Below are 20617 nucleotides of genomic sequence, written 5' to 3'. Positions count from 1 at the left end.
GCGCTACTCCTTACGCGCCGCCATGATGGACAGCGCGTTGACGGCTGCGACGGCAACGGGACTGCCGCCTTTGCGGCCAATGTTCGTGATGAACGGAATGTCCAGTTTGGCCAGTTCATCCTTCGATTCCGCTGCGGAAACAAATCCAACAGGCACACCGACGATGAGCCCCGGCTTCGCGATTCCTTCTTTGACGAGTCGAATCAGCTCCAGCAGGGCTGTCGGTGCGTTCCCAATGGCATAAATAGCTCCATCTGCTTCCTTAATTGCTTTGCGAATCGAAATAATCGCACGTGTCGTGTTCAGACGCTTGGCTTCCTCCATGACATCCTTATCCGAGATATACACTCTGACATCGCCGCCGAATTGCTCAATACGCGGTTTACTAATGCCGACTTGCACCATCTGAACGTCAGCCACAACGATTTTACCAGCTCGAATAGCTGCAATACCTGCTTCGATTGCTCTCGGATGAAAAACAAGACTGCGTCCTAATTCAAAATCCGCTGAAGCATGAATCACACGCTGTACAACGGGATATTGCTCCGGGGTAAACGGATGCTCGCCCAATTCCTCTGTAATCATCTCAAAGCTTTTCTCTTCAATTTCTTGCGGTTGTACGGTTAATGGTTTGAATTCCGTATGAAAATCCATCATATTTAGCCCTCCTTATGAATGCTATCGTTTATAAATTGAATAACGCCTTGAAAGTCTGAATAAAGAGTTCCATATTCAAGTTCCGGTCTACCTATGACAATACTCGGAATCCCCATTTCGAGTGCTGCTTCGAGCTTCTCATCCACAGCTCCGACTTTCCCGCTTTCTTTCGTTATCATCAAGGTAACTTTGTAATGGTCATAAAGAGCTTTATTTAACTCTTTGGAAAAAGGGCCCTGCATGGCCACAATATTTTTCTGCTCAATACCCAGTTCTTCGCATTTCTCCATATTATCTTGGCGTGGAAGCATCCGCGCAATGAGCCTCGTATCGGGAAGCCCAATTAGGCGATCAGCAAAAATCTTCAATGTTTTGCTGCCGGTTGTCAGCATAATGCTGCCACGCTTCTCAGCCGCTAGCTCTGCAGCCTGTTTATAATCATCAACCGTCGTAACAAGTGCACTTTGCTCGATGGACAAGCTTTGACGTTCGAAACGAACATAAGGTACTGCCGCCAGCTTAGCCGCCGCCATTGCATTCTTCGACGCTTCCTCCGCAAAAGGGTGGGTTGCATCAACAACCACGCGTAAACCTTTATCTTGAACTAGCTGGTTCATGTCTTCCGCGGTTAGGCGACCAGTAAGTACCGGAAGCCCTTCCGCCTCCATGCTCTTTGCTGCGCTCTCGGTCACAACTGTTGTGAGCACAGCGTATCCTGCTGCTCGAATTCCTAACGCCAGCTCCCTAGCGTCACTCGTACCTGCAAGAACGAGAATCATCGTTTGTCACCTCTTGAATGAGCATGGTCATGATCATGCTCGTGATTCTCGTGATTCTCGTGATGCTCGTGATCGTGGTCGTGGTCGTGGTCGTGTTTATGCTCATGGTCATGATGATCGTGGTCGTGAGTGTGATCGTGATGGTGATGATCGTCATGATCATGATGGTGATGATGATCAATATGCTTCATTGCCTCTAGTCGATATTGGCACATGTCGCAGTTCATCTTCACTTCATCCTGAAGCGCCTCCTGCGCGCGTCCAATCAGAATCTCTTGCAGCAGCGGATGGAAGCCAAAATAAGGTGCCATCTGGAATTGTTTATCTGGATATGTTTCGCGATACCCTTGAACCAATTGTTCCATGCGCCCAATCAAAACGCCTGTGAACAGGAAATATGGCAAAATGATTACCTTCTTCGCTCCGAGCAGTAAACATCGCTCAATCCCAGCATCCATCAGAGGTGCTGTAACTCCGATAAAGGCTGTTTCCACCCATTTCACCTGAAGCTTCTCCCAGAATAAACGAGAGATTTTAAACAGATCGCTATTCGCATCTGCATCACTGCTTCCACGTCCAACAATAAGTAAAGCTGTTTCACCTAAGTCCTCTTTCAATTGAACTCCGAGATCTTCTACCCTAGAGGATAAAATATCCAGAATTTGTTCGTGTACCCCAATAGGTCTACCGTATGTAAATTTCACAAAAGGATATTTTAATTTCGCATCATCGATAGAAGACGGAATATGAATTTTCGCATGTCCAGCCGCAAATAAGATAATCGGAATGACCACAATATGAGTAGCCCCTAGCTCTACACAGCGATCAATTCCTTGCATAATCGTTGGTTGAACAAATTCCAAGAAACATGTCTCCACAATTTGCTCTTGCATCTTACTCGCAATTTCTGAAACAAAGAGGCGAACTTCCTCATTCCCGCCTTCTTCCCGACTCCCATGACCCACAAATAAAACAGCATTCATCTTTTATTCCTCCTAATTCTAATCGCCGCAAATGGCATTCTCGATGACGAAACCTACCATTTCTTGATGGCGGTAACCTTCAATTTCTTTAACACGCTTGAAATATTTATGAAACCGTTCGTTCGGGTGTCCTTCTTTTTGGTAACGTTCCACGATTCTGCCAACTAATCCAACAAGCTCCTCAGGATCAATTCCTTCTGCAACAGGCTGAGCCGCATGTGCATTTCGACCTACTGTTTTTCCGCCAAGAAATAGATCAAATTTCTCTTTGCGGTAAACAATGCCGATATCTTGCTGAACCGCCCCATAACAAGCCATACCACATCCATTGAACCCAATTTTCAGCTCTTTTGGCACCTCTAGATTACCAATTCGATTATGAATGGCTTCCGCATAAGGAATAGATTCACCTTTTTCCAAATTACAAAAGTCGCATGCTTTAATTTGGGCAACATCACCAATCGGAGATAACAATAATCCAAGCACACTTAGTTCGGAGGTAATCTGCTTAGGGTTATTGGTTTGCACACGAACAATCAATTGATGATGCGGTGAGTACTCAATATCTCCACGATCTCCAACAATCTCGCCTAAAGCACACAGTTGGGCTGCTGTTAACTTTTTATTCGCAATACCTGGGCTTACGGCAAACTCAAAGATCGATTGGGTCGCAGTCAGCTTATTGTCAAATTCAAAAGGCACCACTTCAGTCCCTTTGGATACTAGCTGCAAGGCTTCCATTGCAAGTTGTAAGGAGTTGCTAGGTGACAAATTCGGCGATGATTTCAGCAGGGACGGTTCTTTACTTTCAGTAACCTCATCATCCATGAGTTCATCATCTTCATCGAAGTCCTCCATGGATTCATCCCAATCCTGCTCATCCAATTGTTCCAAAGCCCACGGCTCCGCCTCGGATTTCAACCTTTGATGTGGTTTAAGCGGCTGTGTTTCAGCCCCTAATGTGTATTTCCGCTGATAACCGCGTGGTGTAATCATGAGACCTTCATACAGTTTAGTTGCAGAATTACCAATAATAATGGTTGTTAACATACCAATATCGTGATTCAGCATATCGGCAAGCGTCGTCACAACAACATGCTCGCGATCTCGATAAGCACTTTTGACAATCCCAACAGGTGTTAAAGGAGAACGATGCTTTAGGAGTATGCGCTGAGTCTCAACGATTTGTCTAGTCCGTCTACCGCTTCGCGGATTATAGAGGGCAATAACGAAATCCGCCATCCCCGCTGCCTCGACCCGCTTCGCGATCAGCTCCCAGGGCGTAAGATGATCACTTAAGCTTATAGTGCATGAATCATGCATAATTGGAGCACCTAGCAGAGATCCAGCCGAATGAACAGCTGAAATGCCAGGAATCACTTCCACTTGGACGCCATCCTCACGGGTCCAGCCTTGTTCCATCAATACCTCATAGACAAGACCGGCCATCCCATACACGCCGGCGTCTCCACTGGAAATAACGGCAACTTTCTTACCCTGCTTGGCTTGCCGCACAGCCTCTTGCGCACGACTCACTTCTTCTGTCATACCTGTTCGAACTACTTGCTGTTCAGTTAACAGACCTGCGATAAGATCCACATAGGTGTTATATCCGATGATAACTTCACTTTCCTGAATCGCTTCCCGTGCACGCTTCGTAATATGTTCAAAACTCCCCGGCCCAAAGCCGATAATGAGCAGTTTTCCTGACAATTTGTATCACCCTTTCCCATAATTACACAAACAAAAAAAGCATCCCTAACATAAGTCATGTTAGAAATGCTTGGTAAATTACTACAGTTAATAAAACCAGAAGTAACCGCTCTCTAACACTCCCTAATTCCTCGTAGGGTTATTGTGTTGTTGAATTAGGCAGGTCTCCTGACTTAATCATCCCCTTGCACCTTCCCAGGTTGTTACCCAGTGGCATGTTGCAAGGAGTTACCGTAATAACGGCGATTTTTACAGTGGCGGGTCCGTGCCGGTATTTCACCGGTCTTCCCTTTTAACCATAAATCCGAAAGGATATATGGCACCTAATTCCATTGATATGCAATTACGATCATCCTACCATCTATCGATAGGGTTGTCACGTATTTATTCATAGATGGCCCGGTAGAGTCCTTCCATCAAACTCTGGTAACTGCTTGGATCATAGGTCATTTCGGCAAAAGAAACTTGAATGACCTTGTTGATCGTTTTAACGATAAAAAAACTATCCTCTCCACGCTCCGGGTCAATATAGGTATAACACTCTAAGTGACTGCTTCCGGTTTTTTGACGTAAAAATTCCGTTGCTTCCGCACTCAAATTCGCATATTTAGGCATTGTTAGATTCCTTTCCATTTAAACGACGTGATGCTATCTATTATAGCGTATTTTAACCCTTTGATTCCTATCAAACGAGAAAGTATTTCTTTAATTTTCAGAATTTTCGTACTATAATGAATCTATCAAGATATCGCTTTCATTATATGAAGGAGGAATTGATATGAGCAGTCATGAAACGAATGGATTGGTGTTTGTATTTACTGGCACAAGCGGTTCCGGTCGTAAAACAATTGCCCATCACATTGCCAAAGAACTTGGTTTCTCATCTGTCGTCTCCTACACAACTCGAACACCTAGACCCAAAGAAGTCAACGGGAAAGATTATAATTTCATCTCACGCAAAGTTTTCATCGATTGTGACATTGCAGGTGAATTTTTTCAAACTGCTGAAATTGATGGGAATTTCTATGGGATTAAGAAAGCGGACATCGATGAAGCGCTTCGCAAAGACGGACTTATCTATGTCATTGTGAATCGTTATGCAGCTAACCGTTTCAAGTATACATTTGGAGAAAGAGCAATCCGCTTGTTCATCTATGTCAACAAACAAACGATCATGGAACGCATGCTTGCTCGAAACACGCCAACGGACGTCATAGACCACTACATGAACCACTACATAGAGGAAGTCTCCTACCGCAAAGATTGTGAGCATGTTTTTGAGAATATGAATTTACAAGAAACGATCGACAAAGTAAAGGCAACCATGCTCGCTCACATGCCAACTACAACTAGTTAAATGTGCTAATAACGCCAAGAGACCCGGTGATCGACATCACCGAGTCTCTTTTTTACGATCCTACATTCATTTTAATGGGGCTTTTTTCCTCTTCAAGGCCACAAATCCACCTAACAGTGAAACCGGTACGATGACGACAAAACCAATCAACTCATACCATAATGGAATGCTATGATTCGTTAACATAGAATCAAATCCGATTGCAGCGCCGATGACGCCAATAATGGCTGCATTGAAGTATTCGGCACGCTTCGCAACCTTAGCGGCGATGTATCCGCCAAGAAACGACCAGAACAAACCAACTACCAAAAGCAAGAGTAATAGGCCTACATTCGAATATATAACACTTACATCTTGCTCATCCACCGGGCGATTAGCAAAATATATACCGCCAATTAACGTAGTCGATATCAAAGTCCCTAAGTTATCGACCGCTATACCAAGCAGCACACCCAGAAAATGGAATTTTCGTTCACTTTTTTGTTCAACCATAGATTCTTCTTCTCTCCTGATCACTTCGACCTACCAGCCTTATCCATAATAACATGTGGGAGTCTTACTATCCAGTTCTTACCTAACAGACCTTGTAGACTGGGCTATCTCTTCAGCAATTTTCTTCACATAGTTATTGCGCATTTTAAGAAATTGAGTCATATACTTTGCTAGAAACAAGTGATCAACAATCTTCCCCAATCCTCCAAAAGGCGATGTGTAATCGAACGTGTCTACCATCAATGTACCTTGATCTACAGTAACAAATTCATGTGTATGATGAAATCGCTTGAATGCCCCTTTTACCATTTCATCTACAAAATAATTCGGCTTCTCCATCTCAGTAATCTGGGCAGTCAACTGCTGCTTAATACCTAAATGATAAGCTTCCCAAGTCACTGTTTCTCCATGCTCAATCAATCCCTGAGTCCTGCCTGCTATTGCTCGTTCCTTCGTATGGGAGGTCGATTTCGCATGGATATCTATACTCCTTGCCAAATCAAAACAAACCTCGATAGGTGCATGAATAAGTAACTCCTGTCGTATAGTTGGCATTGATTCCTCTACTCCCACCAAGCTTCTATCGGGTAATCCGCGGCGTTCACGGTAACAGTTTGACCTATTTTTGGTGTGACAATTGACACTTTGTTAACATGCGCTGCCCTTGTGGCACGTTCTACCGGATCTGTCCAATCATGCAAGGCCAGCGTGAATGCCCCCCAATGTATCGGTATCATCAGCTTCCCTTTCACATCCATATGGGCTTGAACCGTTTCTTCTGGCATCATATGAATATCAGACCAGCGATCATCGTATTGACCGCACTCCATCAAAGTAAGATCGAACGGACCATATTTAAGTCCAATTTCTTTGAAATGAGAGGAATACCCACTATCACCGCTGAAGAAAATGCTGGACTGCTTTCCTTTGATCACCCACGAGCACCATAGGGTAGCACCGCGATCCGTCATGCTTCTCCCCGAAAAGTGTATAGCTGGCGTACAGGCTAACGTTAAACCTTCAAACGTTAACTCATCCCACCAATCATACTCTTCGATCTTCTCTGGCTGGACACCCCATCTGATCAGATGACCACTAACCCCAAGCGGGACTAAAAACTTGTTCACTTTATGCTTAATTTTCATGATCGTTCCATAATCCAAATGATCATAATGGTCATGTGACAAAATGACGGCATCAATCACAGGCAGCTGCTCAATTTCAAAAGGCAATCCACCGCTATATCTTCCCTTCCCTAACCATGGAAACGGAGAAGGAGCTTTCCCGAACATGGGATCTAATAAGAGGGCTTTCCCATCGATCGTTAGTAAGGAAGCCGAATGACCAAACCAGGTCACTTTTGTTTCCAGATCCTTGGTCAAATCGGGGGCTCCCATAACTAATTGCGTATTGGGACGTCGATTAGGACTGCTTTTAGCAAAATCGAGCAAGATCCCCACTGTATTCTTGAAGCCCATATTCATCATGGTAGGAACTGGATTTTCGAATTTCCCATTCAAATATTGAGAGGATCGAGAGAAAGCCAGAGTCTTCTCCTTCGATGGTTTCCGTCCAAAAACAGGGTAAACATTCATAAATAGAACAATAACGCACACAATTCCCACTACGATACTCGTCAATATAAATAACAACTTCTATGCCGCCTCCAAGCTTAAACTTATTGGAATAGTCTTTTAATTTCTAATGAAAATAATCGACTAGATGTATTAACGTAAATCCGCATCGTGAGGTTCCAAGAATTGATTAACAACCTCCAATCGGATTTTTTTCAAGAGTAGGGACAATAGCACAATCATTCGATTCGCCCAAACTTTCCTCAAAAATAGTCATAAGCTATCTTGAAACACAAACCAATATCAGTTGGAGGTTGATTCGGATGAGTTGTGGAACTGGCGTAGGTTATACTTCTCCAGCAGCAATCTTGGTACTGTTTATTTTGCTGGTTATCATCACTAGCGCATTTGTTTGGTAATTAGAAATCAATATAGAAGGGCTACCTATACTCATAGGTAGTCTTTTTAACATTCCCTTCTTCATTTTAAGTCTAAAATAAACTAAAAAGAACGCTCTGGATAAGAGCGCCCGCTTTTTGATATATAGGATTACAGCCATCAATTCAAAATATTAGACTCGATCGTAACCAATTCATACAAATCATTCACATCACACCCTAGGGTGTCAGTGATAGATATAGCAGACTTAAGCGGCATGATTCTTTTGTTTTCAACAAAGTCGGTAATCCGCTCTGGCTTGTAGAACAATGTTCGAGCCAGTTCACCGATAGTCATGTTGGACTCAAGTAATCGCTCACTAAGTAGGCAGCGACCGAGCTCATATTTCATTCTGATGCCCTCCGAAACATTACAAAGATTCTAACCCTCTCAAGAAACCTTATGCTCGATACGAAGCTTATCGGCAACCATCGCGATGAATTCACTATTCGTCGGCTTTGATTTCGAGATATTAATCGTATAGCCAAAAATAAAGCTAATGCTGTCAATGTTGCCGCGCGTCCAAGCGACTTCAATCGCGTGTCGGATAGCCCGTTCAACGCGGCTAGGCGTAGTCTTGTACTTCTCAGCAATAGCTGGGTACAAAGTTTTGGTGATCGCGCCAAGGATTTCGATATTGTTATAAACCATAGTAATCGCTTCGCGAAGATATTGATATCCTTTAATATGCGCAGGAACGCCGATTTCATGTATGATGCTAGTGATATTAGCATCTAAGTTTTTACCTTTAGGCATATGTACAATATTTGCACGCGACGTTGAAGTTGTTGCAGATGCTTGATTGTTGCCAACAAGCTGGCGAATACGATTCGTTAACGTTTCCATATCAAAAGGCTTAAGAATGTAGTAAGAGGCTCCAAGTTGCACAGCTTTTTGAGTGATATTTTCTTGCCCAAAAGCGGTTAGCATGATGATTTTCGGTTGTGTGGGAAGATTCATCTCACGCATTTTTTCAAGTACACCCAGGCCATCCAAGTGAGGCATAATAATATCTAAAATGAGTACATCCGGCAATTCACGTTGTTGTTCAAGAAAACGAAGAACTTCGTTACCGTTGTACGCCACTCCTACAATTTCCATATCCTCTTGCTCACCAATGAACTCTGATAATAAATGGGTAAACTCACGATTATCATCTGCCAGTAACACCTGAATTTTTTGCAACTTAAAATCCTCCTTTAGCTACTCATACAAGTTGGTAATTCTCTCTTAAGTAAAGGTATTCGACACCCCAACTTAAATTCCTTCTGTCGAATATTATTTTTCTTTTCTTTTATTTCACTTTCTTATATAATAATATATTTATCTTCTATTTCCAACATTTTTCGACAAATTCACATAAAGCCGCGTTTTCCTTGTAGAATGAGGTTAAAATAAAATAAAGAATCAAAGGCTTTTAGCTCGCCTTTGATTCTTTGTACGAAGCTCCTGATGAAGGTCTAAGGATTATACCCGAGTCCTGAAGCATCCATTCTATGAAACAACCGTAGCCACTTGTAGGATCATTCACGAATACGTGTGTGACGGCTCCAATTAACTTGCCATTCTGGATAATTGGGCTGCCGCTCATCCCTTGAACAATACCGCCTGTTTTATCTAACAACCGTGGATCAGTGATTTTAATCACCATACCTTTTGTTCCTGGAATTTCTTGTTTGGATACATGGACAACTTGAATGTCAAATTTCTCAACCTTCTGTCCTTCCACGACCGTATAAATTTGAGCAGGCCCTTCTTTCACTTCTTCAGCAAAAGCAACAGGTATGGCTTCTTTATCCAAGCTGTGGTCAGGAGCAGCATACATTTTTCCAAAAATACCGAATGCCGTGTTCCTTTCGATATTACCAATAACTTTACTATCTTTGTACAAGGTAGCATGTTTCTCACCGGGATCTCCATTGTGACTTTTAGAAATAGAGGTTACATTTGAGTACACAATATCGCCGTCACCAACGATGATTGGCGTTTGGGTATCCATATCCGTGATAACATGTCCCAGTGCCCCGTACACGCCTTGATCTGGTGCGTAGAAGGTTAGAGTACCAACACCCGCAGCTGAATCTCGAATGTACAGGCCCAAGCGATACGACTTATCTACGACGTCATAGACAGGCTGCAGCTTCACAATAATCTCTTCATTGTTACGAAGGATTTTTAGCTCCAACGGTGTTTTGCTTTCTCCGGATTTGGCTACAAGATCAGCAACCTTACTAACATCCTTGGAATCTTTGCCATTGATTTTAGTAATTAAATCACCTACTTGAATTTTTGCTTCTTCACCAGGTGAAACTTTTTGGTCTTGGGCAACAGTTACTAAATGATGACCTACGACCAAAATACCGGCAGACTTAATTTTCACACCGATCGTTTGACCACCTGGGATGACTTTCAAATCCGGCACTACATTGACTTTAACTGTCTTGATGGGGATTGCACCGAACAGCTTGAGCTTCATTTCTGTTTGCCCAGAGTGATCGGATTGCAAAGAGATGGGTTCTTTCAAATTAACTTGAAATGAGTGCTTGGCATTGCCGTTAACCTTTACAATATCCGTATCTTTTACCGTGACTTGGGCGTTGACCGGCATTGTTAGTTGGAGCTGCTTCCCCTGACCGCTGAATAAGCGAAGTTCCTGAGGGAAGGAGGCAAAGCTTTGAAAAGGCGGAGACAAACTTACCATACAAACGAAGAAGACGAGCAGGAGTCCGAACAATCTTTTTCTTTTGCTGGATTGCAATATCTTCACGCTCCTTCACACTTCCTTGAGCCCTGACGATGGGTGTCGTCAAATGCGTACCTTTAAGTTAACCCCACTCTCCCCGTTTTATAACTGAAAATGCTGACTATCTATACTTTCATGCCCTTGCTTTCTTATTTCTTGCCATGGTAAGCATTTCCCCAGCATGATGCAGGGTGGTTTCCGTCACTTCGACTCCGCCAAGCATTCTCGCTAATTCCTCAATTCGTCCAGAATCAGGCATATCTTGAACACGTGTAAACGTACGTTCTTGATCCACTTCTTTCCGGATATAGAAATGTACATCAGCGAAGCTTGCCACTTGAGGTAAGTGCGTAATCGAGAAAACTTGGCAGTTTGTTGACAAAACGGACATTTTTTCTGCAATAGCTTGCGCCGCGCGGCCACTCACACCTGTATCAACTTCGTCGAAAACAAGGACAGGAATTTGATCAATGCGTGCAAATATAGTTTTCATCGCGAGCATAATACGAGAAAGCTCTCCGCCAGAAGCAATTTTACTAAGACCGCGTAAAGGCTCTCCAGGATTGGGTGCCATGAGAAACTCAATTTGATCAATTCCTTGCCGTGAGTAACGCACTTTGTTTCCTTCAACAAGAATGCCGCGTTCATCAAGTGTTTGCTCTACTTTTACTCGGAACTGTGTGCGTTCCATCTGCAGATCGCGAAGTTCATGCTCAATTTGATTTGCTAGCTGTTCTGCTATCCCTTTGCGCAAATTGGAAAGATCTAAAGCCGCCTCGCCCAACTGCTTTTCTTCGGCCGCAAGCTTGTCTTCTAATTTGCGAATATGCTCATCTTTATTTTCAATGGTATCGACTTCACTTTTTATTTTATCCAAATAACCGAGTATTTCTTTAATATTCTCTCCATATTTTCGCCTTAGAGACGTGATCATATCTAATCTTTGCTCAATAAAATCCAAACGCGACGGATTAAACTCGATGCCATCTCGATAGTCCCGCAATTGATAAGCTGCGTCTTCCATCTGATAATAAGCGGATTGCGCCTGCTCGAGAAGAGGACTTAGCTTCGTTGGATCAAGTTGTACAATATCCTGCAATCTGGAAACCGCCTTTCCGGCAGCATCTAATCCACGATTCGTCGCATAGAGGAAATCATAGGCCTCGGAAGAGCTTTGAAATAATTTCTCCGCATTAGCCAGTTTTCGCTTCTCTTCGATTAAGGTCTCATCTTCCCCCATTTTGAGCTTTGCAGCCGAAATTTCATCGATTTGAAAACGATATAAATCTAGCATTTGAAGCGCTTGTTTACTTGTTTCTTGAAGCTCTCTCAGCTCTTTTTGCAGCTTCATATATTGATCAAAGCTAGATTGATAGTTTTTCTTTGCAGCCTCAACTTCAGAATCACCAAATAAATCAAGAGAATGAATGTGTTCATCTACATTCAGCAGGGATTGATGCTCATGCTGACCATGAATATTAACCAGCCACTCACCCGTTTTACGAAGCATTGTCAAGTTAACAAGCTGGCCATTAATTCGGCTGGAGCTTTTACCAGTTGCCGTAATTTCTCTTCGAATGAGCAAATGCTCACCGGCATCCGCACTTATGCCGAGTTCTGTAAGCGTATGCCAAACCGGATGCGTGGATGGTAATTCAAACATTGCTTCTATTTCTGCTTTGTCTGCACCGTAACGTACCAACTCCGAAGATCCTCTACCACCAACTATGAGTGTTAAAGCATCGATAATAATCGATTTACCTGCGCCTGTTTCTCCTGTTAGGACATGAAAACCAGCTTTGAAACGAATATGTACATGTTCAATAACAGCCAAATTACGAATCGAAAGTTCTGTAAGCATGTGCTCCTCCTGAAATTAAGATAGTAATGACATGACATCATTCACAAAAGTGAGGCTGTTCTCTTTGCCGCGGCAAATCACAAGAATGGTATCATCTCCGCAAATCGTTCCCATGACACCGTTCCACTCTAGATTATCAATAAGTGCGCAAATCGTGTTGGCTGTGCCTGGCAAACATTTCATCACGACAAGATTGTCGGTATGGTCAATGCTAACAAAATGGTCACTCAATGCTCTACGCAGTCTTTGCATCGGATTAAATCGCTGATCCGCGGGCATGGAGTACTTATATCTGCCATCATCCAAGGGAACCTTAATCAGATGAAGCTCTTTGATATCGCGTGAGACTGTCGCCTGAGTGACATGAAAGCCAGCAGCCCGAAGAGTCTCCACCAATTCATCCTGCGTCTCAATCTCGTGGTTCGTAATAATCTCTCTGATTTTTACATGCCTTTGACCTTTCATCCTTACACCTCTATATGAAATGTGATTTTTTTAATTTTGTTTAGTGCCATATCCACATAAAGCACACCGTCAGCTTCTGGATAAATCAGACTATAGGCTAGAAGCATATCGCGAACAGCGCTTCCTGTCATTTCAAGCGGTTTACGTTCCTTCGCTACTTTTACGAGGTAAATTTGTTCTTCTTTCTGGGCAAAGTAGTCGATGAATAACCGGCTTTCCAGCTGTTCTCTTTCGTTGACCTTCATGGTGATGGGAATTTTGGTTTTTCCGGCAAGCACATCGAAACCTGCTCCTTCAAGCAGCTCCACGACTTCATCCTGCGGTATTTCTGAGTGTCTAGGAATCCTTCTTCTTTTCTTATTCGGTCCGTCTAGCCACCTTTGGAATCGCCAAAAGATAATGCCTACAACTATGATCAGGATTAACAAAATGACTTTAACATCGCCTTGTTCCATGTCCCTCACCTCGCCATAGTATTCGCGGATTTACCCGGAAAATCCTTTTTTTGAAGCAAGGATAAATGACTCCATCGTTCATTATGGACGAGTGCGTTTATCAAGGTAGATGCAAAGCAAGGATACTTTCCAATCTACTGAAAAAACCCATCTCTGGGCCGCAAAAAGGCGTTCTCAAAGATGAGTTTATTTGCCATGCAATTTCTGTGCTTCTTTGACCGTCACTGCAATCAATTCTTTCAGGGATGAAGCGTCAGCAAGAGAAGCAACGTCATCAGAATCACTAGACCAATAGGCAAGGAATTCAATATTCCCTTCCCCTCCTGTGATTGGTGAGTATGTCAGCCCTTTCAAGCGAAAGCCTAACTCTTCTGCAAAATTTAACACAGTGCTCAGCACATCCACATGAACATCTGGATCGCGTACAACACCGGATTTGCCTACTTTCTCTCTACCTGCCTCGAACTGAGGTTTAATGAGGGCAACCACATGCCCCTGATCTAACAAGATCTCTTTCAGTGGCGGTAAAATAATACGCAGCGAAATGAAAGATACATCAATGCTTGCAAATGTAGGTCGTGGACCGTTCAAATCTTCCATTTTCGTATAGCGGAAATTCGTTCTCTCCATAACATGAACACGTTCATCATTACGAAGCGACCAGTCCAATTGATTATAGCCAACATCGACGGCGTACACAGAGGAAGCACCATTTTGCAGAGCACAGTCTGTAAATCCGCCTGTCGAGGCTCCAATATCAAGCATAACTGCTCCATTTAAATCAATATCAAATTGTTTCAATGCCTTCTCTAACTTAAGGCCGCCTCTACTCACATAAGGATGAAGCGCACCTTTCACTTTCAATACAGCCTTCCGGCTGATCTTCATACCTGCTTTATCTACAGGTTCTTCATCAGCAAAAACAAGGCCTGCCATAATGGCGGCCTTTGCCTTTTCTCTGCTTTCGAAATAGCCTTGCTCAAGAAGCAATAGATCTAATCGTTCTTTATCCGATGACATTGTGTTTGTGTTACTCCTATTCTTATCATCCATAGCCTAAGCTCGTTGTCGTTTACGTGGCACTAGCTTCTTCACTTCCGTGATTAAGTTTTGTGTGGTAAGTCCAACTTCTTCACGTTGTTCCTTCACGCTTCCATGCTCAACGAAATAATCCGGGATCCCCATTATTTGAACGTGCAATCCAACGACCCCTTTGGCTGCGTAGAATTCTACTACACTGCTGCCAAGTCCGCCTTGGATAGAACCTTCCTCCATCGTGATAATTGGAATAGACTCACTCGCTAGCTGAAGTAAATAGGCTTCATCAAGCGGTTTAATGAATCGAGCATTGACAACGCGAAGGTTGATGCCTTCCTTAGCTAATTGTTCGGCTGCCTCTTCCGCAATCTGCACCATCGGTCCAACAGCAAGTACAGCCGCATAATCCCCGTCACGCAATGTCTCCCACGTACCGATTGGAATCGCTTTTGGCGCTTCAACAACACTCGATCCCGTCCCACTATTTCTAGGATAGCGGTATGCGATTGGTCCATCATTGTACTCAAGAGCAGTCTGCATCATATCTCTTAACTCACGTTCGTCCTTAGGCATCATAAGCACCATGTTCGGCAGCGATCGTAGAAATGAAATGTCGTATGCACCATGATGGGTCTCGCCATCTGGACCCACGAACCCTGCACGGTCAATAGCAAATGTAACATTCAGCTTAGGACGGCAAATGTCGTGGACGACTTGGTCGTAAGCTCTCTGCAGAAAAGTGGAATATACCGCAAATACGGGTTTCAAGCCTTCACTCGCAAGACCTGCACATAGTGTTGCCGCATGCTGCTCCGCAATCCCGACGTCAATCATCCGATCGGGGAACTGCTTCGCGAACTTCAGTAACCCAGAGCCTCCAGGCATAGCTGGAGTAACAGCAACAATTCTGGAATCCTTCTCAGCAAGCTCGATTAACGTATTCCCGAAAATTTCTGTATACATAGGAGGACCTACGGATTTAAGCACCTGACCTGATTCAATCTTGTAAGGTCCTGGACCATGCCAACTGTGTGAATCCTGTTCAGCAGGCGTATACCCTTTGCCTTTGGTCGTTACGACATGAACAAGTACAGGACCGTTGACTTTCTCGGCCTGTTTAAGCGTGTCGAGCAATACCGGTAAATTATGTCCATCTACAGGCCCAATGTAAGTGAACCCTAATTCCTCAAACCAAACACCGTTTAACACAAAATATTTCAGACTGTCCTTCAGCTTTTCCGCGGTTTTGGCCAAGGTGCCGCCGATGGCAGGAATTTTCTTAAGTAAATGTTCAACTTCTTCTTTGGCCTTCAAATAATGACGATCCGAACGAATTTTGCTCAAATAATTATGAATAGCCCCGACATTGGGCGCAATCGACATTTCATTGTCATTCAGAATGACCATAATATTTTTCTTCTCATGACCAATGTGGTTCATTGCTTCTAACGCCATACCACCGGTTATCGCCCCATCACCAATAATGGCAACAACTTTATTATGTTCACCTTTCAAATCGCGGGCCATCGCCATTCCCATTGCGGCTGACAGCGAAGTACTGCTATGTCCGGCTTCCCAGACGTCGTGTTCACTTTCTGAACGTTTCACGAATCCACAAAGCCCCTTGTACTTGCGCAGGGTATCGAATTTATCTTTGCGACCGGTTAAAATTTTGTGTACGTAAGCTTGATGACCCACATCAAAAATAAATTTATCATACGGGCTGTGGAACAAGGTATGTAAAGCAATGGTGAGCTCAACCACACCTAAATTGGAGGACAAGTGTCCACCTGTAACGGACAGCTTCTCAATCAGAAATTGACGGATTTCACCAGCCAAAATCTCAAGCTCCGTCAAGGATAAACGCTTCAAGTCCTCAGGCCGATTGATTTGTTCGAGCAGCACGCTTGTTTCCTCACTTTCAATGTGAAAATACTGAGATCGATTTCACTATTATATCATAAATTGGGTATTTCGTGTAAAACGACAAAAACGCAAGGGGAATAATACACCCAATAAAGAATTAATGATCTCTCTGCATTAAGTAATCCGCCAGTTGAAGAAGCCTCTCTGGGTGCGCAATCTGTGCGCGAAGTAGCGCTTCTTTGGCCTGATTCGTTAAATCCTTAACCTTCTGCTCCGAGGCTTCGATCCCGATGAAAAAGGGATAAGTTACCTTCTGCTGCTTCTCATCACTCTTAACTGGCTTACCTAACTTTTTCTCATCGCCGATAATATCCAAAATATCATCTTGAATTTGAAAAGCAAGACCAATGGCATGGCCGAATTCACTAAGTGCACGAAGTTGCGCATCCGTGGCTCCAGCAATATGACCGCCGGCACGCAAGGAGAAAACAATGAGATCACTCGTCTTATGCATATGAATAAAAGCTAATTCTTCAAGTTTTGTAATGCCTTGCTCCCCGAGCATATCGGCAGCTTGACCGCCAACCATCCCTCTCGCCCCTGCATAAATGGCAAGTTCTTCTGTGATGGAGAGCACACGCTCAGCTGGAATGCCATGGCCTTTATGGGCCTGCGTAATGCTGAAGAATGCATGAGTCAGTAATGCATCGCCAGCTAGAATGGCCATGGCCTCACCATATACTTTATGATTCGTCAGTTTGCCTCGGCGATAATCATCATTATCCATTGCTGGCAAATCGTCATGAACCAGGGAATATGTATGAACCATCTCTATGGCTAAAGCAACAGGCATCGCTGCTTCTAGGGAACCCCCCAGCACTTCAGCTGCTGCTAGCACCAGAATGGGGCGCATGCGCTTGCCTCCAGCCATTAAGGAGTAGTTCATGGACTCACGCAGTGAACCAGGAACGTCCCATGCTGCAGGCAGCGCTTGGATTAAAGCCGCTTCAACCATTTCTGCATGGGAAGCTATATATTCATGAATGGTAGACGTCTTATTCAACCTAATTCCCCTTATCCTCTAAGACAGGTTGGAAAGGCTTCCTGCTAACAGTGCCCGACTCACCTTCAACCAGCATCTCGATTTTCTTCTCCACTTGTTCAAGCTTCACACCGCACAGATGGGAGAGCCGAACGCCTTCCTGATATAGCTCAATGGCTTTCTCCAAAGGCACATCGCCGCTTTCCAATTGGGCAACTATGCGCTCCAGCTGTTCAATGGCCAGTTCAAAGCTAACTTCCGTTTCACTCGTAGACATCTTTATTCTCCTCCATCCCCGATACCTGACAATTCAACCTTCCGTCCTTGAGACGAATCTTAACGAAATCTCCAACCTTCACTTGGGACACTGAACGAATGAGCTCCTGCTCTTGTTCGTCATACGCCAAACTGTAGCCCCGCTGCATGACCTTCAGCGGGCTGAGGGCGTCCAAATGACGGACGCCGGACTGCCACTCCTGCTTCTTCGTACGCAGGAGGGTCTGCATGGCCGTGAGCATCTGCCGCTTGGAAGTATCCAAGCGCCGCCTTGCGGACACGGCCTGCTCTTTGGGATTGAAGCTGGATAAGCGGCGCTCCAGCTTCAATCGCCGTTCCGCCAGCAGCGTTAGGCGCTGGCGCATGCGGTAACCGAGCTGCTCCGCCAGCCGGTCGAGCCGCTCCGCGGGCTGCATTAGCAGCTGCCTGCGGGGGTTCGTCAGGAACGGGGAGCGCTTTGCGCGCTCCAGCCGCTCCTGCTTGCGGCGCAGCTGCTGGAGCAGCCCGTAGTGCAGCCGCTGCGATTGCTGCGACAGCTGCTGCTTCAGCTCGAGGTGGTTCGGCACCGCGAGCTCAGCCGCCGCCGTAGGCGTCGGTGCTCTGAGATCGGCGACGAAGTCCGCGATCGTGAAGTCCGTCTCGTGGCCGACGGCCGAGATGACGGGAATCGCGGAGGCGCAGATAGCCCGCGCAACGGCTTCCTCGTTGAACGCCCAGAGCTCCTCGAGCGAGCCGCCGCCGCGGCCCACGATGAGCACGTCGGCTTCACCGAGCCGGTTCATCGCTTCGATCGCCTTGACGATCGAAGGAGCCGCTTGCGCACCCTGTACCAATACAGGGTACAGGAGAATCTGGACCGACGGGTAGCGGCGCTGCAGCGTGATGATGACATCACGCACAGCGGCTCCTGTCGGAGACGTAATCACGCCGATCGCGCGCGGAAACCGAGGAATCGGTTTCTTGCGCTCCGCCGCGAACAGCCCTTCCCCTTCGAGCTTCTTCTTGAGCTGCTCGAAGGCCATATACAAACTGCCGATGCCATCCGGCTGCATCGCCGTCACATAGAACTGATACGCTCCGTCTCTTTCATATACGGAAATATTACCGCGAGCGATCACTTTCGTTCCCTCTTTTGGTAAAAAACCGAGCTTCTGGTTATGAGAAGCAAACATGATGCTTTTGAGCCTGCCATCCGCATCCTTGATCGTAAAATACATATGACCGCTGGAATGGTGAGTAAAATTAGAGATTTCCCCACGAACCCAAACATCCTGCAGACGGGAATCGCCCTCTAGCATGAGTTTAATATACCGGTTCAAATCCTTGACAGATAAGATCTTCGTCTCGTTTCTCGCCATACTCCTGATTAAACGCTCACATTCGCTTTAGCTGCGCGGCTAGCTGCATCAACGGTGTTGCGAAGCAGCATGGTAATCGTCATTGGACCTACGCAACCGGGTACGGGTGTGATTGCACTTGCAATCTCTTTAACCGCTTCGAAATCAACATCTCCTGTCAGTTTGCCATCAGCAGGACGATTCATCCCCACATCGATAACGACAGCACCAGGCTTCACGTGATGAGCTTTAATTAAATTCGCTTTACCGACAGCTACAACAAGAATATCCGCTTGTTTCGTGATTTCCTCCATATTCGGAGTACGAGAGTGCACAACAGATACCGTCGCGTGCTCGCGCAGAAGCAGCATAGCCATTGGCTTGCCTACGATATTGCTTCTTCCTACAACAACAGCGTGCTTACCAGCTATTTCGACTCCTGTGCGTTTTAGAATTTCGATAACACCATGCGGTGTACATGGCTTCATGCCGTCTTTGCCAATCATCAAGTTACCGACATTAATGGGGTGGAAACAATCCACGTCCTTAAGCGGATCAATTTCATCTACAACAGCCTCTTCATTGATATGCTTAGGCAGCGGTGATTGAACAAGAATACCGTTAATTCGGTTATCGCTATTAAATTTATGAATAAGAGCAATTAACTCTTGTTGCGTTGTATGTTCCGGTAAGCGATGTACTTCGGAATAAATCCCTACATCATCACAGGCTTTCGCTTTGTTCCTTACGTATACCTGTGAAGCCGCATCTTCTCCCACAATAACAACGACAAGACCAGGCTGGTTGCCTTGCGCAGTTAGCGCGGCCGCATCTGACCTGATCTCCTCACGGATGGAACTCACGAGTTCTTTCCCATTAATAACTTGTGCAGACATGTTATTTCCCCCTAAGAGTTTTGTGAAAAACGTTTGCTATGGCTATATATAAATGGTTGAATAATCAATGTTAATTAGGACGGTGTAACTTTGCCCTTTAAATCTTCAACTTCTTTAATCATTTTACCAAGTACTCCGTTAACGAACTTACCTGACTCTTCCGTGCCATAATGCTTGGCCAAATCAATCGCCTCATTGACGACAACTTTAGGTGGAACATCATCTCTGTACAGCATTTCATACACAGCCAAACGCAGCACTTCACGATCAATTCGTGAAAGCCTGTCCATCGCCCAACCTTTTAAGTACTCTTCAAGCAGTTCATCAATTCTAACTTTGTTACTGTATGTACCCTCAACGAGCTCAACAATATATAGAGGGTCAATTTTATCTCCGGAAAAATTCAACTCTGTTTCATTATCATGCTCTGCTTCATGAATCGCAATTTGGACAGCTTCCTGAGGTGTAGCCTCATTCATCTGGATTTGGTAAAGGCTTTGTACAGCAATTTCTCGTGCAACTCTGCGTTTCATTGTGGTCCTCCTAAAAGTTAGAAAACTGACTTCTTAAGCAATCATGGATGTAATTCGTCCTAAAAAACTCTTTTTACTAGTATACGTCATATTGGAATGAATCCAAACAAAA

At 44.7% G+C, this 20617-nt stretch carries 23 protein-coding genes and 1 riboswitch; of the genes, 2 read left to right on the top strand and 21 right to left on the bottom strand.

Annotated elements, in window-relative coordinates; all coding sequences use genetic code 11:
- Positions 1-3: 3 nt before the first annotated feature.
- From ASG85_RS33025 to ASG85_RS33005, 5 genes are all read right to left on the bottom strand, one after another.
- A complete protein-coding gene (locus tag ASG85_RS33025; protein ID WP_057307057.1) occupies positions 4-654 on the bottom strand; it encodes a precorrin-8X methylmutase in 651 nt (216 codons plus the stop codon).
- Between the two features lie 5 nt (positions 655-659).
- Positions 660-1436, bottom strand: coding sequence for a precorrin-6A reductase (gene cobK / locus ASG85_RS33020; RefSeq protein ID WP_057306397.1), 777 nt, complete (start codon positions 1434-1436; stop codon positions 660-662).
- Positions 1433-2419 carry a sirohydrochlorin chelatase gene (locus ASG85_RS33015; protein WP_057306398.1) on the bottom strand — a complete coding sequence of 329 codons (987 nt, stop codon included), beginning with the start codon at positions 2417-2419 and terminating at the stop codon, positions 1433-1435. Before ASG85_RS33015 ends, cobK begins: the two co-directional genes overlap by 4 nt.
- An 18-nt stretch (positions 2420-2437) precedes the next feature.
- Positions 2438-4132, bottom strand: a complete 1695-nt coding sequence (gene cobJ / locus ASG85_RS33010; protein ID WP_057306399.1) for a precorrin-3B C(17)-methyltransferase — start codon at positions 4130-4132, stop codon at positions 2438-2440.
- Positions 4133-4272: 140 nt separating this feature from the next.
- A riboswitch (cobalamin riboswitch) is annotated at positions 4273-4474 on the bottom strand.
- 42 nt (positions 4475-4516) lie between these two features.
- Positions 4517-4747, bottom strand: a complete 231-nt coding sequence (locus tag ASG85_RS33005; protein WP_057306400.1) for a hypothetical protein — start codon at positions 4745-4747, stop codon at positions 4517-4519.
- Positions 4748-4910: 163 nt separating this feature from the next.
- Between ASG85_RS33005 and ASG85_RS33000 the strand changes: the two genes are divergently transcribed.
- A complete protein-coding gene (locus ASG85_RS33000) occupies positions 4911-5489 on the top strand; it encodes a guanylate kinase (protein ID WP_057306401.1) in 579 nt (192 codons plus the stop codon).
- A 66-nt stretch (positions 5490-5555) separates the two neighbouring features.
- Here the strand turns inward: ASG85_RS33000 and ASG85_RS32995 are convergent, their stop codons facing one another.
- From ASG85_RS32995 to ASG85_RS32985, 3 genes are all read right to left on the bottom strand, one after another.
- Positions 5556-5981 carry a hypothetical protein gene (locus ASG85_RS32995; RefSeq protein ID WP_057306402.1) on the bottom strand — a complete coding sequence of 142 codons (426 nt, stop codon included), beginning with the start codon at positions 5979-5981 and terminating at the stop codon, positions 5556-5558.
- Positions 5982-6059: 78 nt separating this feature from the next.
- Entirely contained in the window at positions 6060-6536 is a 477-nt protein-coding gene (locus ASG85_RS32990) for an SRPBCC family protein (protein WP_057306403.1), read from the bottom strand.
- An 8-nt stretch (positions 6537-6544) separates the two neighbouring features.
- Positions 6545-7624 (bottom strand): MBL fold metallo-hydrolase, encoded by a 1080-nt coding sequence (locus tag ASG85_RS32985; protein ID WP_414858805.1) that lies wholly within the window; start codon positions 7622-7624, stop codon positions 6545-6547.
- A gap of 254 nt (positions 7625-7878) precedes the next feature.
- On the opposite strand from ASG85_RS32985, the gene ASG85_RS38430 reads away from it, so the two are divergent.
- Positions 7879-7974: a YjcZ family sporulation protein gene (locus ASG85_RS38430; protein ID WP_156390218.1), complete on the top strand. Its 96-nt coding sequence runs from the start codon at positions 7879-7881 to the stop codon at positions 7972-7974.
- A gap of 139 nt (positions 7975-8113) precedes the next feature.
- On the opposite strand, the gene ASG85_RS32980 is transcribed toward ASG85_RS38430, so the two are convergent.
- The 13 genes from ASG85_RS32980 to nusB form a co-directional block, all read right to left on the bottom strand.
- Positions 8114-8344 (bottom strand): helix-turn-helix domain-containing protein, encoded by a 231-nt coding sequence (locus ASG85_RS32980; protein WP_060649044.1) that lies wholly within the window; start codon positions 8342-8344, stop codon positions 8114-8116.
- A gap of 39 nt (positions 8345-8383) precedes the next feature.
- Positions 8384-9178, bottom strand: coding sequence for a sporulation transcription factor Spo0A (spo0A, locus tag ASG85_RS32975; protein WP_047673954.1), 795 nt, complete (start codon positions 9176-9178; stop codon positions 8384-8386).
- A 232-nt stretch (positions 9179-9410) separates the two neighbouring features.
- Entirely contained in the window at positions 9411-10751 is a 1341-nt protein-coding gene (gene spoIVB, locus ASG85_RS32970) for a SpoIVB peptidase (protein ID WP_057306405.1), read from the bottom strand.
- 118 nt (positions 10752-10869) lie between these two features.
- Positions 10870-12597, bottom strand: a complete 1728-nt coding sequence (gene recN, locus ASG85_RS32965; RefSeq protein WP_060649043.1) for a DNA repair protein RecN — start codon at positions 12595-12597, stop codon at positions 10870-10872.
- 15 nt (positions 12598-12612) lie between these two features.
- Positions 12613-13062, bottom strand: coding sequence for a transcriptional regulator AhrC/ArgR (gene ahrC / locus ASG85_RS32960; protein ID WP_057306407.1), 450 nt, complete (start codon positions 13060-13062; stop codon positions 12613-12615).
- A gap of 2 nt (positions 13063-13064) precedes the next feature.
- Positions 13065-13517 carry a hypothetical protein gene (locus tag ASG85_RS32955; protein ID WP_057306408.1) on the bottom strand — a complete coding sequence of 151 codons (453 nt, stop codon included), beginning with the start codon at positions 13515-13517 and terminating at the stop codon, positions 13065-13067.
- A gap of 186 nt (positions 13518-13703) precedes the next feature.
- On the bottom strand, positions 13704-14537 hold the full coding sequence (locus ASG85_RS32950) for a TlyA family RNA methyltransferase (RefSeq protein WP_060649042.1): 834 nt from the start codon (positions 14535-14537) through the stop codon (positions 13704-13706).
- A gap of 36 nt (positions 14538-14573) precedes the next feature.
- On the bottom strand, positions 14574-16460 hold the full coding sequence (gene dxs / locus ASG85_RS32945) for a 1-deoxy-D-xylulose-5-phosphate synthase (protein ID WP_060649041.1): 1887 nt from the start codon (positions 16458-16460) through the stop codon (positions 14574-14576).
- Between the two features lie 118 nt (positions 16461-16578).
- On the bottom strand, positions 16579-17436 hold the full coding sequence (locus tag ASG85_RS32940; RefSeq protein ID WP_060649118.1) for a polyprenyl synthetase family protein: 858 nt from the start codon (positions 17434-17436) through the stop codon (positions 16579-16581).
- 49 nt (positions 17437-17485) lie between these two features.
- Entirely contained in the window at positions 17486-17740 is a 255-nt protein-coding gene (gene xseB, locus ASG85_RS32935; RefSeq protein ID WP_057306412.1) for an exodeoxyribonuclease VII small subunit, read from the bottom strand.
- A complete protein-coding gene (gene xseA, locus ASG85_RS32930) occupies positions 17727-19097 on the bottom strand; it encodes an exodeoxyribonuclease VII large subunit (RefSeq protein WP_060649040.1) in 1371 nt (456 codons plus the stop codon). Before xseA ends, xseB begins: the two co-directional genes overlap by 14 nt.
- A gap of 8 nt (positions 19098-19105) precedes the next feature.
- Positions 19106-19972: a bifunctional methylenetetrahydrofolate dehydrogenase/methenyltetrahydrofolate cyclohydrolase FolD gene (gene folD / locus ASG85_RS32925; RefSeq protein ID WP_057306414.1), complete on the bottom strand. Its 867-nt coding sequence runs from the start codon at positions 19970-19972 to the stop codon at positions 19106-19108.
- A 74-nt stretch (positions 19973-20046) separates the two neighbouring features.
- Positions 20047-20505 carry a transcription antitermination factor NusB gene (nusB, locus tag ASG85_RS32920; RefSeq protein WP_057306415.1) on the bottom strand — a complete coding sequence of 153 codons (459 nt, stop codon included), beginning with the start codon at positions 20503-20505 and terminating at the stop codon, positions 20047-20049.
- Between the last annotated feature and the right edge of the window lie 112 nt (positions 20506-20617).

Origin of the sequence: Paenibacillus sp. Soil724D2 (assembly GCF_001427935.1) — a bacterium.
GTDB lineage: Bacteria > Bacillota > Bacilli > Paenibacillales > NBRC-103111 > Paenibacillus_E.
This window is presented reverse-complemented; position numbering and strand designations above follow the sequence as displayed.